Source organism: Sphingomonas desiccabilis (genome assembly GCF_004135605.1).
Lineage (GTDB): Bacteria > Pseudomonadota > Alphaproteobacteria > Sphingomonadales > Sphingomonadaceae > Sphingomonas > Sphingomonas desiccabilis.
Map to the genome: position 1 here is coordinate 1,152,332 of NZ_SDPT01000001.1, position 14,612 is coordinate 1,166,943.

Annotated in this window: 17 protein-coding genes; 8 read left to right on the forward strand and 9 right to left on the reverse strand. The window is 69.2% G+C overall.

Translation table 11 applies throughout. From position 1 onward, the window contains the following. The first annotated feature begins 21 nt into the window (after nt 1-21). From EO081_RS05520 to EO081_RS05530, 3 genes are read left to right on the forward strand one after another with little or no spacing between them, the layout of a single operon-like run. On the forward strand, nt 22-984 hold the full coding sequence (locus tag EO081_RS05520; RefSeq protein WP_129340879.1) for a glutathione S-transferase family protein: 963 nt from the start codon (nt 22-24) through the stop codon (nt 982-984). Continuing rightward, nucleotides 981-1,847 (forward strand): pirin family protein, encoded by an 867-nt coding sequence (locus EO081_RS05525; RefSeq protein ID WP_129340880.1) that lies wholly within the window; start codon nt 981-983, stop codon nt 1,845-1,847. Before EO081_RS05520 ends, EO081_RS05525 begins: the two co-directional genes overlap by 4 nt. 14 nt (nt 1,848-1,861) lie before the next feature. After that, nucleotides 1,862-2,872, forward strand: a complete 1,011-nt coding sequence (locus tag EO081_RS05530; RefSeq protein WP_129340881.1) for a 2-hydroxyacid dehydrogenase — start codon at nt 1,862-1,864, stop codon at nt 2,870-2,872. A gap of 136 nt (nt 2,873-3,008) precedes the next feature. On the opposite strand, the gene EO081_RS05535 is transcribed toward EO081_RS05530, so the two are convergent. Continuing rightward, nucleotides 3,009-3,251 (reverse strand): hypothetical protein, encoded by a 243-nt coding sequence (locus tag EO081_RS05535; RefSeq protein WP_129340882.1) that lies wholly within the window; start codon nt 3,249-3,251, stop codon nt 3,009-3,011. Between the two features lie 130 nt (nt 3,252-3,381). On the opposite strand from EO081_RS05535, the gene EO081_RS05540 reads away from it, so the two are divergent. Beyond that, nucleotides 3,382-4,071, forward strand: a complete 690-nt coding sequence (locus EO081_RS05540; RefSeq protein WP_240697547.1) for an OmpW/AlkL family protein — start codon at nt 3,382-3,384, stop codon at nt 4,069-4,071. A 144-nt stretch (nt 4,072-4,215) separates the two neighbouring features. Here the strand turns inward: EO081_RS05540 and chrA are convergent, their stop codons facing one another. Next, nucleotides 4,216-5,406, reverse strand: coding sequence for a chromate efflux transporter (gene chrA, locus EO081_RS05545; RefSeq protein ID WP_129340883.1), 1,191 nt, complete (start codon nt 5,404-5,406; stop codon nt 4,216-4,218). A 653-nt stretch (nt 5,407-6,059) separates the two neighbouring features. Here chrA and EO081_RS05550 point away from each other — a divergent pair. From EO081_RS05550 to EO081_RS05565, 4 genes are all read left to right on the forward strand, one after another. Further along, nucleotides 6,060-6,266, forward strand: coding sequence for a hypothetical protein (locus tag EO081_RS05550; protein WP_129340884.1), 207 nt, complete (start codon nt 6,060-6,062; stop codon nt 6,264-6,266). An 88-nt stretch (nt 6,267-6,354) separates the two neighbouring features. After that, nucleotides 6,355-7,080: a hypothetical protein gene (locus EO081_RS05555; RefSeq protein WP_129340885.1), complete on the forward strand. Its 726-nt coding sequence runs from the start codon at nt 6,355-6,357 to the stop codon at nt 7,078-7,080. Nucleotides 7,081-7,355: 275 nt separating this feature from the next. Further along, nucleotides 7,356-7,595 (forward strand): helix-turn-helix transcriptional regulator, encoded by a 240-nt coding sequence (locus EO081_RS05560; protein ID WP_129340886.1) that lies wholly within the window; start codon nt 7,356-7,358, stop codon nt 7,593-7,595. Next, the gene (locus EO081_RS05565; protein ID WP_129340887.1) at nt 7,592-8,098 is read left to right on the forward strand and encodes a hypothetical protein; all 507 of its coding nucleotides are present in this window, start codon (nt 7,592-7,594) and stop codon (nt 8,096-8,098) included. The genes EO081_RS05560 and EO081_RS05565 overlap by 4 nt, the downstream gene beginning before the upstream one ends. A 317-nt stretch (nt 8,099-8,415) precedes the next feature. Here EO081_RS05565 and ccoS read toward each other — a convergent pair whose 3' ends face one another. From ccoS to ccoO, 7 genes are read right to left on the reverse strand one after another with little or no spacing between them, the layout of a single operon-like run. Next, a complete protein-coding gene (gene ccoS / locus EO081_RS05570) occupies nt 8,416-8,604 on the reverse strand; it encodes a cbb3-type cytochrome oxidase assembly protein CcoS (protein ID WP_129340888.1) in 189 nt (62 codons plus the stop codon). Next, nucleotides 8,601-10,748 carry a heavy metal translocating P-type ATPase gene (locus tag EO081_RS05575; RefSeq protein WP_129340889.1) on the reverse strand — a complete coding sequence of 716 codons (2,148 nt, stop codon included), beginning with the start codon at nt 10,746-10,748 and terminating at the stop codon, nt 8,601-8,603. The genes ccoS and EO081_RS05575 overlap by 4 nt, the downstream gene beginning before the upstream one ends. Then, the gene (locus EO081_RS05580) at nt 10,745-11,224 is read right to left on the reverse strand and encodes a FixH family protein (protein ID WP_311720425.1); all 480 of its coding nucleotides are present in this window, start codon (nt 11,222-11,224) and stop codon (nt 10,745-10,747) included. The genes EO081_RS05575 and EO081_RS05580 overlap by 4 nt, the downstream gene beginning before the upstream one ends. Then, entirely contained in the window at nt 11,221-12,768 is a 1,548-nt protein-coding gene (locus tag EO081_RS05585) for a 4Fe-4S dicluster domain-containing protein (RefSeq protein WP_129340890.1), read from the reverse strand. The genes EO081_RS05580 and EO081_RS05585 overlap by 4 nt, the downstream gene beginning before the upstream one ends. Further along, nucleotides 12,755-13,720 (reverse strand): cytochrome-c oxidase, cbb3-type subunit III, encoded by a 966-nt coding sequence (ccoP, locus tag EO081_RS05590; RefSeq protein WP_129340891.1) that lies wholly within the window; start codon nt 13,718-13,720, stop codon nt 12,755-12,757. Before ccoP ends, EO081_RS05585 begins: the two co-directional genes overlap by 14 nt. Beyond that, nucleotides 13,713-13,877 (reverse strand): cbb3-type cytochrome oxidase subunit 3, encoded by a 165-nt coding sequence (locus tag EO081_RS05595; RefSeq protein ID WP_129340892.1) that lies wholly within the window; start codon nt 13,875-13,877, stop codon nt 13,713-13,715. The genes ccoP and EO081_RS05595 overlap by 8 nt, the downstream gene beginning before the upstream one ends. Continuing rightward, nucleotides 13,874-14,608: a cytochrome-c oxidase, cbb3-type subunit II gene (gene ccoO / locus EO081_RS05600; RefSeq protein WP_129340893.1), complete on the reverse strand. Its 735-nt coding sequence runs from the start codon at nt 14,606-14,608 to the stop codon at nt 13,874-13,876. Before ccoO ends, EO081_RS05595 begins: the two co-directional genes overlap by 4 nt. Nucleotides 14,609-14,612: the final 4 nt, after the last annotated feature.

The following is a 14,612-nucleotide window of genomic DNA, read 5'->3' on the forward strand; positions in this document are numbered from 1 at the left end:
GGGCAACCAGGAAGGAAACGCATGGGACTGCTCGTCGACGGCATCTGGCACGACCGCTGGTACGACACCGGCAAGACGGGCGGGCGGTTCGAACGCTCCAAGAGCCAGTTCCGCAATTGGGTGACGCCCGACGGCGCACCCGGCCCGACCGGCGAGGGCGGCTTCGCGGCGGAGCCCGGCCGCTATCACCTCTACGTCAGCCTTGCCTGCCCCTGGGCCCACCGCACGCTGATCGCGCGCCGGCTGAAGGGGCTGGAGGAGTTGGTTCCGATCTCGGTCGTGCACTGGCTGATGCAGGAGAACGGCTGGACGTTCGCCGCCGGCCCCTGCGTCACCGGCGATCCGCTCCACGGCGCCGACTATCTCCACCAAGTCTATACCGCCGCCGACCCGAGCTACAGCGGCCGCGTCACGGTGCCGGTGCTGTGGGACAAGCAGCGCGGCACCATCGTCAGCAACGAATCCGCCGACATCCTGCGCATGTTCGGCAGCGCCTTCGACGGCGCGGGCGCACGGCCGGGCGACTTCTATCCCGAACCGCTGCGGGCCGAGATCGATGCGCTCAACGAGCGCATCTACCACGACGTCAACAACGGCGTGTACCGCGCCGGCTTCGCGACCACGCAGGAGGCCTATGAGGAAGCGGTCGTCCCGCTGTTCGCCGCGCTCGATGCACTGGAGGCGCGGCTCGGGCAGGGGCGATACCTGTTCGGCGATACGCTGACGGAAGCCGATATCCGGCTCTTCACCACCCTCATCCGCTTCGACCCGGTCTATCACGGGCACTTCAAGTGCAACCTGCGCCGGATCGCCGACTATCCCGCGCTCTCCCGCTTCGTGCGCGATCTCTACCGGCTGCCGGGGGTGGCCGAGACGACCAACTTCGATCACATCAAGCGGCACTATTATCAGAGCCACGCGACCATCAACCCGACCGGCATCGTGCCCGTCGGGCCGGACATGACCCTGGAGCTTGGCGCATGACTGACCGCAGCCTGATCGCCGCGCACCTGGCGCACCGCGACGACATCGCCGATCTCGTCACCCGCCGCCCGTTGCCCGGACCCGGCCTGCCGCAGATCGATCCGTTCCTGTTCCTCAACCACCACGGCCCGCAGACCTACGCGCCCGGGAACCACGGCCTTCCGTTCGGTCCGCACCCGCATCGCGGGTTCGAGACGGTGACCTTCATCCTGGAGGGAAGCCTCGCGCATCACGACACCGGCGGCCATGCCTATGTGGTGGACGCAGGCGGCGTGCAGTGGATGACGGCCGGATCCGGCCTCATCCACGCCGAACTCTCCCCGCCGGAGTTCAAGCGGGACGGCGGCCCGATGGAGATCCTGCAGCTCTGGGTGAACCTGCCCGGCCGCCTCAAGATGACCGAGCCGCGCTACACCGGCGTCCAGGCGGACGCGATCCCGGTGCTGCCGCTCGGCGAAGGCAGCGACCTGCGCCTCGTCTCCGGCAGCTTCGCCGATGCGCAGGGCCCGGTGGACTCGCTCACCGGCGTCTTCATGTCCGTCGTATCGCTCGCCCCCGGAGCCGAGGTCCGCGTGCCCGCACCCGCCGACCGCAGCGTCTTCCTCTACGCCGTGCGCGGTGCCGTCACGATCGGCGGAACGCCGCTCCCGCAGTGGCATCTGGCAGAACTCTCCCACGACGGGGACACGCTTGCGCTCGCAAGCGAAGCCGGAGCGCTGCTCCTCTTCGGCCACGCCGACCCGATCGGTGAGCCGGTTGTCGCGCACGGCCCGTTCGTGATGAACACGCGCGAGGAAATCGTCCGGGCGATCCACGATTACCAGGCCGGCCGCTTCGGCGATCCCGCCGGCCTTCGCATCTGACAGGGGAGACAAGCATGCGCGTCGCGGTGTTCAGTACCAAGGGCTACGACCGCCGGTTCCTGGAGGCCGCGAACGAGAAGTTCGGCCATTCGCTGAGCTTCTTCGAGGCGCGCCTGGACGAGCAGACTGCGGTGCTGGCGGAGGGCCACGACGCGGTCTGCGTCTTCGTGAACGACCGCGTCGACCGCCCCGTGCTGGAGGCGCTGGCGAATGCCGGCATCCGCATCATTGCTCTCCGCTGCGCAGGCTTCAACAACGTCGATCTGCGCGCCGCCGACGCGCTGGAGATCACGGTCGTGCGCGTGCCCGCCTATTCGCCGCATGCGGTGTCGGAGTTCACGGTCGCGCTGCTGATGGCGCTCGACCGCAGGATCCATCGCGCCTGGGCGCGGGTGCGCGAGAACAACTTCGCGCTGGACGGGCTGATCGGCCGCAACCTCCACGGGCGCACGGTGGGCATCATCGGCACCGGCCGCATCGGCGCGCTCGTCGCGCGCGCCTTTCGCCTCGGCTTCGGCTGCGAGGTGCTGGCAAGCGACGTGACCCGCGATCCCGAGCTGGAAGCGATCGGCGTCCGCTACGCCGAGCCGGCCGAGCTGCTGCGCCAGGTCGACATCGTCAGCCTCCACTGCCCGCTCACGCCGGAGACGCGCCACATCCTGAACGCCGCCGCGATCGAGGCGGCGCGCCCCGGCCTCATCGTGGTGAACACCAGCCGCGGCGGCCTCATCGACACGTCGGCGCTGATCGAGGGCCTGAAGTCCCGCAAGCTCGGCGGCGTCGCCCTCGACGTCTATGAGCAGGAGGCCGACCTGTTCTTCGAGGATCTCTCCGACGAGATCATCCAGGACGACGTGTTCCAGCGCCTGCTGACCTTCCCCAACGTGCTGGTCACCGGCCACCAGGCCTTCTTGACCGAGGAGGCGCTGGAGGCGATCGCCACCACCACCCTCGACAGCCTCACCCGCGCGGAGGCCGGCGAACCCCTCCCGCTACGCCTGAGCGCAGAACTGGTCCGCGCCTAGCGTCGCCACGCCCGCCGTCCCGGCTCGGGCGAAGGGCGGGGCCGGGTGGGAGACGTCGCGCCGGTATCGACAGCCGCCGCAACCGGACCCCGGCCCTTGCCGGGGGGCGGCCGCTGCGCCGCAGCCTGCCCGGGTCTCACTCCGCGCCCTCGTCGTCCGCCCGCTTGCGCGTGCACGCTGCATGGCACGCGCCGGGGCATTGCTTGTTCGGCTCCGGCCGCTCGTCCCCGATCGGGATCGACACCGGTCCGCCATGACACATCGCCACCACCAGCACCCGGGCCGGCAGCACGCCTGCCGGCACCGCCAGCACCAGCGCGCTCGCGGCCGACAGCGTCGTGCAGGCAAAGCGGGCAAGGGGCGGGGCGCTGGTCAGCATCGCCCCTTCTCAATGCTCCCGCCTCCCGATGCCCACGTTGACGCCGCGCAAACACCGCTTTGGGCTGGATCAAAGCTGGCGGTCGGCAGCACTCCTAATCCGCCCTCACCCAATTTGAAGGAGACGGGGGATGAACAAGACGATGAAGGGCGCGATCCTCGCCGCTCTTGCAGCCGGTGTGGCGGCAACGCCCGCGGCAGCCCAGGACACCGGTCGCGTCGGGGTCGCGGCAGGCGACGTCCTGGTCCGCCTGCGCGGCATCGTCGTGGCGCCGAACGAGAAGTCGGGCAGCGTGCTTCCGGCGTTCCCGGGTGAAAAGGTCAGCGTCAACAACAGCTTCATGCCCGAAGTTGACGTCACCTACATGGCGACCGACAACATCGGCTTCGAACTGATCGCGTCCACCACCAAGCACAAGGCGTCCGGCCGGACCGGCATCACCGGCTCCCTCGGCAAGCTCGCCAGCACCTGGGTGCTCCCCCCGACGCTGACGGCCCAGTACCACCTCAACCCGACCGGCACCGTGCGTCCCTATGTCGGCGCGGGCGTCAACTACACGATCTTCTGGAACGAGAAGGCGTCGGGTTCGCTCGAGGCCGCGGTCGGCGAGACCCGGGTCAAGATGGACGACAGCTTCGGCTGGGCCGCCCAGGCCGGCGTCGACATCGACCTCACGCCCAAGGTCTTCCTGAACCTCGACGTGAAGTACATCGACATCGACACCACCGCCAAGCTCTACACCACCGCGGCCGGCCGCCAGAGCGTCAAGCTCAGCATCGATCCGCTGGTGTTCGGCATCGGCATCGGCACCCGCTTCTAAGGCTCTCCGCCCAGAGCGAGGGAACCCTGTTCCTCCACCTCAACCGACTGCCCGCGCAGGACGGAGAGGCGGAGGGGCAGGGTTTTTCCGGGTGCGACAACGCTGGAGTGGAAGACGAACCCCGCCGCAAGCGGCAGCACGGCGTCAGGAAAGCGCCAGCCAACCCGCCGCGCCGCCAAAGCCCACAAGTGCGAGCGGCAGCCAACGCCGCTTCAGCCGCCAGCTGACCAGCGCCGCGACCACGAAGATCGCCACTACCGGCAGCAGCCGGGGCGCTCGCTCCAGCGTGCTCGCGCCGAGTTCCAGGAAGGTCGCGGCGATGATGCCGACCACCGTCGCGGCGACGCTGTCGAGCACGCGGTGCAGGGTCGGGTTGTCGACCAGCGCCTCCAGCCGCTCGAATAAGAGGAGCGAAAAGGCAAAGGCTGGCAGGAACATGCCCGCCGTGATCGCCAGCGCGCCCGCCAGGCCTCCAGCGAGATAGCCCGCAAAGGTCGCAAAGATCACCAGCGGTGCCGGCAACAGTCCTGCCAGCGCCACCCCGTCGAGGAATGCGCCGTCCGCAAGCCAGCCGCGGCCAACCGTATCCTCGCGCACATAGGGAATGGCGGTATAGGCGCCCCCGAAGGTCAGGAGCCCGCCCTTCAGCCCCGCGACGAAGAGGGCGAGGACTCCGGCCGGGACGGCCGCGCGCGCGACTAGGGCGCCTTCGGGCGTCGCGCCCGAGTGGAGCACGATCCCTGCCGCGAGCGCCGCCAGCAGCACCGAGCCCAGGATCGCAACCGGCCGCCGGAGAAAGCCATGGGCAGCCCCCGCCGCCGCCAGCAGGATCCAGAAGGGCACGCCCGCAAGCGTGCCGACGAGGCCCAGGATCGCCAGCCCCATCAGCGTCCGGTCCACCAGGATATGGCTGCCGATCCGGTGCACGGCCCGCAGGATGATCGCCAACACCGCCGCCTGCACGCCCAGCAGCACCCCGGCGAGCTGCGCATCGCCCGCGATGAAGGCGGCATAGGCCCAGGCGCACAGCAGCATCAGCAGGAACCCCGGCAGCATGAAGCCCAGGCCGGCGAGCACCCCGCCGATGCGGCCGCGCGCGATCATGCCCATGTGCACGCACAATTCGTGCGCTTCCGGCCCGGGCAGCACCTGCATCACCGCCAGCAGGCGGTTGAAGCGGCTGCTCGAAATCCAGCCTTCTTCCTCCACCAACGCCTGGCGGATCATGGCGATCTGCGCGACCGGCCCGCCGAAGGCCAGCATCCCGAAGCGCAGGAACTTGGCGAACAGCTGGGGAAGGGTGATGGCGGGCGGCTGGGAGGATGGGGCGTGCATCGTATCGGCTCCTGGTCGCACGGGCGCGACTCCGGGAGCGGACTTGGACGACAACCGTCTGAACGGGCGTCCGCGAAAAAAGCCCGTGGCCCCATCTATGCACGATCGCGGCTGCAAAACAACAGCGGCTCCGGCGCGCGACTGCCGCATCCGCCGCAGCATCAGCCGGGGGGCGGGCGCCGAACCAGGCGGCAGGCGGATGAACGCCGACCAGCATCCGCCCAGTAGCCGAACCCGCGGAAGACGCGCTACACGGACGCCATGGCGGACGCGGGCGACCCAATCGTACGATATGTGGATCCTTCCGACGGGATGCGTTACTCGGTCCGGCGCCGGTCCGACGGGGCGTTCCAGGTCGTCCATGACGGAGCAACCCTGGAAGACGGGTCCCAGCCCTATTGGCTGGAAGATCGCGTACTCAGCGGGATCTACGGGACAGCCGAACTTGCCGAAGCCGAATTGATCCGCGTGACCGGCGGCCAATGGGAGCGAGAGGAAGGACCGGAAGCGCCCAAATAGCGGGCCGTCGTGCGGCATCGCTCTGAGGCCGATACTAGCCGATGACCTGCTTTGTGGAAGTCGCGGCCTCGGGATTCGTCGCCTTGGGAAGACAGGCACTGGACGATCGAGAGTTTTCGGGGAACGTAGGGGGCATGAAGACGCTCGCGCTGATATTCGGCATCCTGCTCGTCATCGCCACCTTCGTGTGGTTCTTCTATTTCGTGCCGCTGGGGTGTGGGATGAACCCGACCGGCTGCCGCGAGCGGTTCGAGGTCCTGAGTTCCATCGGCCTGCTCCACTTCTGGATGCCGCTGGCGGTGGCCAGCGGCGCGATCCTATACGGCGTCAGCCGCCGCTGATATGGCGCGCCTACGCTGGCTTGCGCTCCTGGCGGCCTTTCTGCCGTGGCCAATGGCGCCTGCGCCTGCCGGGGCACCTCCCACGCATATGGCCGCGACGGCCTGCGCCGCGGTCGATGACGTGGACAGCTGCTGGAAGGATGGGGTTCTCGCCGAACGGCGCGGCGATGCGGCGGCGGCGTTCGCCGCCTACGATCGCTCTTGCTCGGCCGGCTTGACGATCTACGGCTGCTACGAGGCCGGGAAGATCGCGTTTCTCAATCCCGCCTTGCGCGACTATCGGCTTGCGCGGAAGCGGATGGCGCGCGTGTGTGCCTCCCGCGATGTCGGGATGGGCCCCTATGGCTGCACCTATCTCGGAATCATGCAGCGCGACGGGCTCGGCGGCGAGCGACTGGCCGGGGAAAGCGCCTATTCCTTCGTACGCGCGTGCTTCACCCACAATGCCGACCATAATCTCGACGGCCGGGGCTGCGCTGCGCTTGGCGACGGTCTGCCCACTGCGCGTGTGATGGGCCGAAGCGACGCGCAATGGCCGCACGAGTATCTTCGCTACCTCGCCTATGCGATGGGCTGCACCGACGGGATGCCCGCGCTATGCGCGAAAGCGGGGGAGATCTACCGGGCGGGCGAGGCTGCGTCCGCGGACTGGCTGGTCTTGTGTGAGGACCCGTCGGCGCCACGAGCACCGGCGGGGACCTGTCAGATGCTCGCCGACCCCGCGCTCTCTGCCGAGAATGGCCAGCGGCAAATTCTGCGGCGCACCTTAGCGGGCCGCTTCGTGACCGTAACAGGACTGCCGGCCGTTCGATGAGCCGCCTCGCCCCGTGCCCCGGTGGCACGTCGGAAGCGGAGGCCGATCCACAATGGCAGCTGGTACCATCGCCCGCCCAGAAGCCGCCGTTGCGCTATCCACCCACAGTCGGCCGTTCCGCGCTCGAACCGGAGGCAGTCGTTGACGGGTTCGCGATCTGGTCCGGCGGGCCTGCCCGGGCCGGGGCCGAGCGACAGACGGAGACTATTGACCGTCCCCCCAATCTGTTGTGTAAAGACAACGACTCGTAACGGGGTCGGTGTTTAGGGAAGGCCATGCACAACAGGATCGCCGTCTTTCGGGCAGAACATGGGTTGTCGCGCCGACAGCTCGCGGAGGCGGTCGACGTGAACCCCCAGACGATCGGCTACCTCGAGCGCGGCGATTACAAGCCGAGCCTCGAACTGGCGCTCAAGGTCGCTGCGGTATTCGACGTCCCTGTCGAGCTGATCTTCTCGCTCACCCCGTTCGAAGCGATCGGGGCCAGCCTGCGGCGGATAGGAGTGGAGCAATGAGCGATCGGCAGCATCGTTTTCTGGCTTGGCTGGATCGGTCGGTCATGTGGACGGGCGTTCCCGACCTGGCGACGGGAACGCCCCGCAAGAGGCACCTCCGCTGGCCGCCGCTGCTTGCGCTGCTGGTCTCCAGCGGGGGACTGCTCTGGTGCCTTTTGCATCCCGGCCGCAGCTACTGGATTGGCTACACCCTGATCATGGTCGGCTTCTTCATCGCCAACCTGATGCCGATCTGGGGACCGCTGCGGCGCTTCAGCGAGCGCGCGGACGAGTTCGAGCGGCAGCAGCGGCGCGACTCGCTGCTCGTCGGCCTGGCGGCGGCGGCCGCGGCGGGCATCGGGGGCATATGGCTGACGGTCGGGATGTTGGCGATGGAGCGATGGCCGGCCACCGTTGCGCAGCAGGAACTGACCGCGCTCGCCTTCTACATGATGGCGCTGTTCAGCGCGGTGCCGACCCTGCACGCGAGTTGGCGCACCCGGCCGCTTGGCGAGGAGGAGTAGCCGCCAGCACAGGATGGCAGCCGGAAGAAGACCGGCTGCCTGCCACCCACCGGTAGCCGCCAGCACACGAACGGTCGTTCGAGGGTGCGCGACCTTGGTCCGGGACGGGCCCGTCGGGTTCGGCTCTGTCCTACAGCAGCGACGACGAGCTACGCTCCGCTCCCCCTGATCCGAAGGTCGGAGCGTTGCCGGAGCATGATCGCCATGAGGTGTGCGAAGAATACAGTCCGGGCCGGCGAGATGTCGCCTGGAAACGCTGCGCAGCATCGGCAAACGTGCCTTCCGCACCGGACGACAGGCGCGTTCTTGGACTAACCTTAGCCTAACTTTCCGCGGTCCGATCGCGCGTCGGGCGCCTCTGCGGGGGCTTCGTCGTCGATCAGAACCCGCATGGCGGCGCCGTCCATGTCCTCGAACTGGCCCGACTTCACCGACCAGAAGAACGCGCCCAGGCCCGCCAGGCCGAGCAGTAGCGCGATGGGGATCAACAGGGCCAGCCCGTTCATCGCGCAGCACTCCGCAACCGCAGCGCATTGGCGACCACGATCAGCGAGGATCCGGACATGGCGAGCGCCGCGATCAAGGGCGTCACATAGCCCGCGATCGCGAGCGGCACGGCCAGCACGTTATAGCCGATCGCCAGCGCGAAGTTCTGCCGCACCACCGCCATCGTGCGCCGCGCGGCGGCGACCGCCACCGGCACCGGCATCAGCCGGTCGCCCAGGAACAGCAGGTCCGCCGCGGTCTGGCCGACGTCGCTGGCGGAGGAGGGGGCGATCGAGACATGCGCCGCCTTCAGCGCAGGGCCGTCGTTGAGGCCGTCGCCGACCATCAGCACGCGGCGTCCGGATGCCGACAGCCGCTCGATCGCGGCGAACTTGTCGGCCGGCGACAACTCGGCCGTCGCATCGACCGCAAGCTGCCGGCCGATCGCCGCCACGGCCTGCATCCGGTCTCCGGACAGGATCGCCGGCGCGAGGCCCTGTCTCCGCAGCCGCGCGACCGCCGCCTCGGAATCGGGTCGCAAGGCGTCCTCGAAGCGGAGCAGCCGCGCCTGCGCGCTGCCCAGCACGAAGCCGGTGCTGAGCGCCGCACCCTCGGCCGGCTGCTCCGCGCCGACCCAGTCCGCCCGGCCCAGCCGTGCGCGCACCCCATCGACGTGCCCCTCGATCCCCAGCCCGGGCTGCTCGATCATGTCCGCGAGCGGCGCTGCCTCGACGCCCTCCGCCTCCAGCGCTGCAGTCAGCGCGCGCGACAGCGGGTGGCGGCTCGCGCGCGCCAGCGCCAGCGCGACCGGCTTCTCCTCGGCGGTGAGCGGCAGGGCGCCGAGCGGAGTGGGCCGACCCAGGGTCAGCGTGCCGGTCTTGTCGAACAGCGCGACGTCGGCTTCGGCGAGGCGCTCCAGGGCCGAGCCGTCCTTGATCAGCACGCCGGCCCGCATCAGCGCGCCGGACGCGACGACCTGCGCCACCGGCACCGCCAGCCCCAGCGCGCACGGGCAGGTGATGATCAGCACGGCGACCGCGATCAGCACCGCCTGGTGCACGCCGGCTCCGGCGAGCATCCAGCCCAGGAAGCTCAGCGCCGCCAGGCTGTGTACCGCCGGCGCGTAGAGCCGCGCCGCGCGATCGGCGATGCGGACGTAGCGCGACTTGGTGCCGCCCGCCGCCTCCATCAGCCGGGCGATGTCCGCGATCGCCGTGTTCTCGCCCGCAGCCGTCACCTTCACGATCAGCGGCCCGTCCATGTTGATCGTGCCGGCGAGCACCCGGCTGCCGGGTGCCACCGTCTCCGGCACGCTCTCGCCGGTGATCAGCGACCGGTCGACGCTGCTGGTGCCGCTCTCCACGACGCCGTCCGCTGCCAGCCGATCGCCGGCCGCCACCAGCATCCGCATGTTGGGGGCAAGCTCCTCGGCCGCGCGCCACTGCGGGACGTTCTGCTTGTCGAGCACCTGTGCCCCCGGTGCCGTCTGGCGCAGGAGCGCGCCCGCGCTGTCCTGCGCCCGTGCCCGCATCACGCTGTCTAGGAAGCGCCCCGCGAGCAGGAAGAAAAGCAGCATCACCGCGCCGTCGAAATAGGCGTCGTGGCCGCCGGTCGCGGTCTCGTAGAGGCTCAGCCCGCAGGCAAGGACCACTCCGATCGAGATCGGCACGTCCATGTTGGTGCGGCCATGGCGCAGCGCCGCCCAGGCGCTTCGGAAGAACGGGCGGCCGGCATAGGCGACCGCCGGCAGCGCGATCATCGCCGACAGCCAGTGGAACAGCTGCCGGGTCGCCCCTTCCGCGCCGGACCAGACCGACACCGACAGCAGCATGACGTTCATGGCGGCGAAGCCTGCGACGGCCAGCGCCTTCACCAGCGCGCGGCTCTCGCGGCTGGCGGCGCCGTCCGCTTCGCCCAGGAACGGCTCGGCCGGAAAGCCGATGCGGGCGATCGCCTCGCGCACCGCGCCGGTGTCGAGTTCGGGCAAGTGGGTGACGCGCACCCGCCTGGTGGTGAAGTTCACGCGCGCGTCGATCACGCCGGGCGTGGCGGCGAGCCCGCCCTCCAGCTTCGCGATGCAGCCGGCACAGTGCAGCGTCGGCACGCTGAACTGGCTCGTGGCGCAGCGCTCGGCCGCAAGCGCGGCGGGGGCCGGCGCGTTCATGCGCCGACCTGGTCGTCGAAGCGGGCGGTGTTGCGGCCTTCCCGAACCTCGATCCGGAGCAGCCAGCGCCCTTCCGGCAGCGGCTGTTGCGATGCGAAGGTGCCGCCACCGGCGTTCACGAAGTGGAGCTTCCGCTCGGGCGCGCGGCCCAGCGGGTGGATCGCCACCGCGTCCATGGTGGCGGCGTACAGCGGCCCCATCGGCGAACTGGTCGTGATGCGCAGGATCCGCCCCTCGTCGACCCTGGTCTGGAGCTTCCAGCCAAGGGCCTCCTGCGCCCGTGCCTCGGCAAGCCAATGGTTGAACTTCTGGCTCGCCACATAGCTGTTGTCGACCACCGTGCCTCCGAACGTGCCCACCGCAAAGCGAGCCATGACGACGTTCACCGCGATGATCGTGCCGAACATGCCCAGCAGGATCGCCAGCATGTGCCAGCCCGTGAAGCGGCGGGCGGGGGCGGGGCGGGGGCTGATCACTGTCCGGTCTCCGGGCGCTCGAAGAAGTTCTGGTCCATGTCCTGCCCGCCTTCCTGGTCCAGGGCGCGGACGGTGAAGGTCACGTCCTGGCGGACGGGTCCTTGAGCGGGCGCGGCCACGAAGACGCGGGTCCGCGTGACCTGGTCGGCCGGAACCTTCAGCCGGACGGCCGGGCCTGCGGTCTCACGGCTGCCGCCGTCGTTCCACATGGCGGCGCCCGTCAGCCCGGAGAGGCCGATCTCCACCTCGCGCGGGCGGTTCTCCATGTTGCGGACCTTGATCGTGTAGGTGTTGCGGATGCTGCCGTCCGACAGGCGGACGTAGAGCGGGTTGCGCGTCTGGCTGACCGACAGGTCGATCCGCGTGCGAGTCCCCAGGGCGAACAGCATGCCCATGCCGATCCCCGCCCACACCAGCGTGTAGAGGATGGTGCGCAGCCGCAGCAGCCGGCGCAGCGGATGCATCGGCTCGCCGCCTTCGCCCGCGATCCTCTCGTCCTCGGTGGTGCTGTAGCCGATCAGCCGCGGCGGCCGGCCGATCCTGGCCATGATCTGGTCGCACGCATCGATGCACAGCCCGCAGGTAATGCAGCCGATCTGGCTGCCGTTGCGGATGTCGATGCCGGTCGGGCACACCGCCACGCAGGCGTTGCAGTCAATGCAGTCGCCGATCCGCGGCGTCTTTTCCGGGTTGGCGGCGAGCGCCACCAGCGAGGGGATGCCGCCTTGCGGCTCGGCGCCCTGGTCCTGCACCTCCGGACGGCGCGGGGCAGGGCCGGCGCGCTTCAGGCCATGGGTGCGCGGCTCGCCCCGCCAGTATTTGTAGGTGACCAGCAGCGACTTCTCGTCGAGCATCGCGCCCTGGATGCGCGGCCACGGGCACATGTAGACGCACACCTGCTCGCGCATCAGCCCGCCCAGCACATAGGTGGTGCCCGTCAGGATCGCGATGGTCGCATAGGCGGCGATCGGCGCCTCACCGCGGACCACCTCGCCGAACAGCGTCGGCGCATCGTCGAAGTAGAAGATCCAGGCACCGCCGGTCGCAACCGCGATCAGCAGCCAGATGCCGTGCTTGGTGACGCGCTTGGCGATCTTGGCCGAACCCCAGGGCGCCTTTTGCAGGCGGATCTGGGCGTTGCGATCGCCTTCGATCGCGCGTTCGACATGGACGAACAGGTCGGTCCAAACCGTCTGCGGGCAGGCATAGCCGCACCAGGCGCGCCCCACTGCAGAGGTCACCAAGAACAGCCCGATCCCGGCCATGATGAGGAGGCCGGCCACATAGTAGAACTCGTGCGGCCAGATCTCGATCGAGAACAGGAAGAAGCGGCGGTGGGCGATGTCCACCAGCACCGCCTGGTCGGGGGCGTACGGCCCCCGGTCCCACCGCAGCCAGGGCGTGACATAATAGATGGCCAGGGTGACGGCCATCAGCGCCCACTTCAGCCGGCGGAAGCTGCCGTCGACTGCCTTGGGGAAGATCTTGGTGCGGGCCTCGAACAGCTTCTGCTTGGGGCCCGCGAGGTCGTCAGGGCTGGACATTTCGCGGTTGCGCGACCGGTGTGGCCGCCTCCGGGTTGGACGTGGCGGCAGCGACGGCTGCCGGGGTCTCGGGTACGAACGCCTCGCCGCCGCCCAGCGAATGGACATAGGCTGCGAGCATCTTGATGGTCACCGGATCGAGGCGATGACCCCAGGCGGGCATCACGCCATAGCGCGAGTTGGTGACGGTCTCCGTCAGCGTGTCGCGATCGCCGCCGTACAGCCAGATGCCGTCGGTCAGGTTAGGGGCACCGAAGTCGCGCATGCCCTTGCCCTGCGGCCCGTGGCAGGCGACGCAGTTGTTGGCGAACAGCGTGGCGCCGCGGCGGGCGGCTTCGCTCGGCTTCTCCTGATGGGAGAGGAGCCGAACGTAGCTCACCACGTCCTGCACCTCGGCGGGCTGGAGGATAGCGTCGCGGCCAAAGGCGGGCATCACCGACATGCGGGTCGCGTCGTTGCCGGGCTGGCGAATGCCGTTGGCGAGCGTCTGCTGGATGGTCTTGAGGTCGCCACCCCACAGCCAGTCGTCATCGTTGAGGTTGGGATAGCCCTTGGTGCCCGCAGCGCCCGCACCGTGGCACTGGACGCAATAAACCTTGAACGCGGCGCTGCCGCCGGCGACCGCCGCCTGGAAGAGTTCGCTGTTCTCCGGCAGGCGCTCGATCGGAATGCGGGCCAAGGCCTGCTCGATCGGCGCCTTGCGGGTGCCTTCGGTCGCCACCTCCTTGGCGAGCTGGCCGCGGCTGGACCAGCCCAGCACGCCCGCGGTGGCGCTGTGGACCAGCGGCCAGGCGGGGTAGAGCACGACGTATACCGCCGCGAAGACTATCGTCGCGAAGAAGGTGACCAGCCACCAGCGCGGCATCGGGGTGTCGAGTTCCTCGATCCCGTCCCATTCGTGTCCGACCGTGCTGGTGCCGGTCTTGTCGTCGATCCGCTTGCGCTCAACCATCGGAGCGGTCCTCTTCCTCGAAGATGCTGTGGGCGGCCTGGTCGTGGTGCTTCCCGGCGTTGCGGCGGAACGTCCACCCAACCAGCACGAGGAAGACCACGCTCATGAAGACCAGGCCGTAGCTGTCTGCGAAATGCCGCAGAGCGCTGTAGTTCACCGGGGCTGCTCCTGTGCCTCCGCCGACCGAAGATCGACGGTGGTGCCGAGCATCTGGAGATAGGCGACCAGCGCATCCATCTCGGTCAGCCGGTTGGGATCGCCGTCGAAGTCCCGGGCTTGCGCTTTGGGATAGCGGCGGGCGAGGTCGGCGGCGTCGCCGTCTGCGAGCGCCTGCTGCTGCAGGTCCTGCTGGGCCTTCTGGATGTCCTCGTCCGTGTAGGGGACGCCGACCCGGCGCATTGCGGTCAGGTGCTTGGCCATGTCGCCGGCGTCCAGGTCGCGCTCTGCCATGAAGGCATAGGGCGGCATGATCGACTCCGGGACGACGGAGCGGGGGTCTTTGAGGTGCTGGACGTGCCACTCGTCCGAGTAGCGACCGCCGACGCGGGCCAGGTCAGGACCCGTGCGCTTGGAGCCCCACTGGAACGGATGGTCGTACATGCTCTCGGCCGCCAGGCTGTAGTGGCCATAGCGCTCGACCTCGTCCCGGAAGGGGCGGATCTGCTGGCTGTGGCAATTGTAGCAGCCCTCGCGGATGTAGATGTTGCGGCCCGCCAGCTCGAGCGGGGTGTAGGGGCGCACCCCCTCCACCTTCTCGACCGTGGAGTCGATCCAGAACAGGGGCGCGATCTCCACGATGCCGCCGACGATCACCGCCAGGAAGGCGAGGACGCCCAGGATCGTGACGTTGCGTTCGATCTTCTTGTGATCGAGGAACTTGGAAGCCATCGTC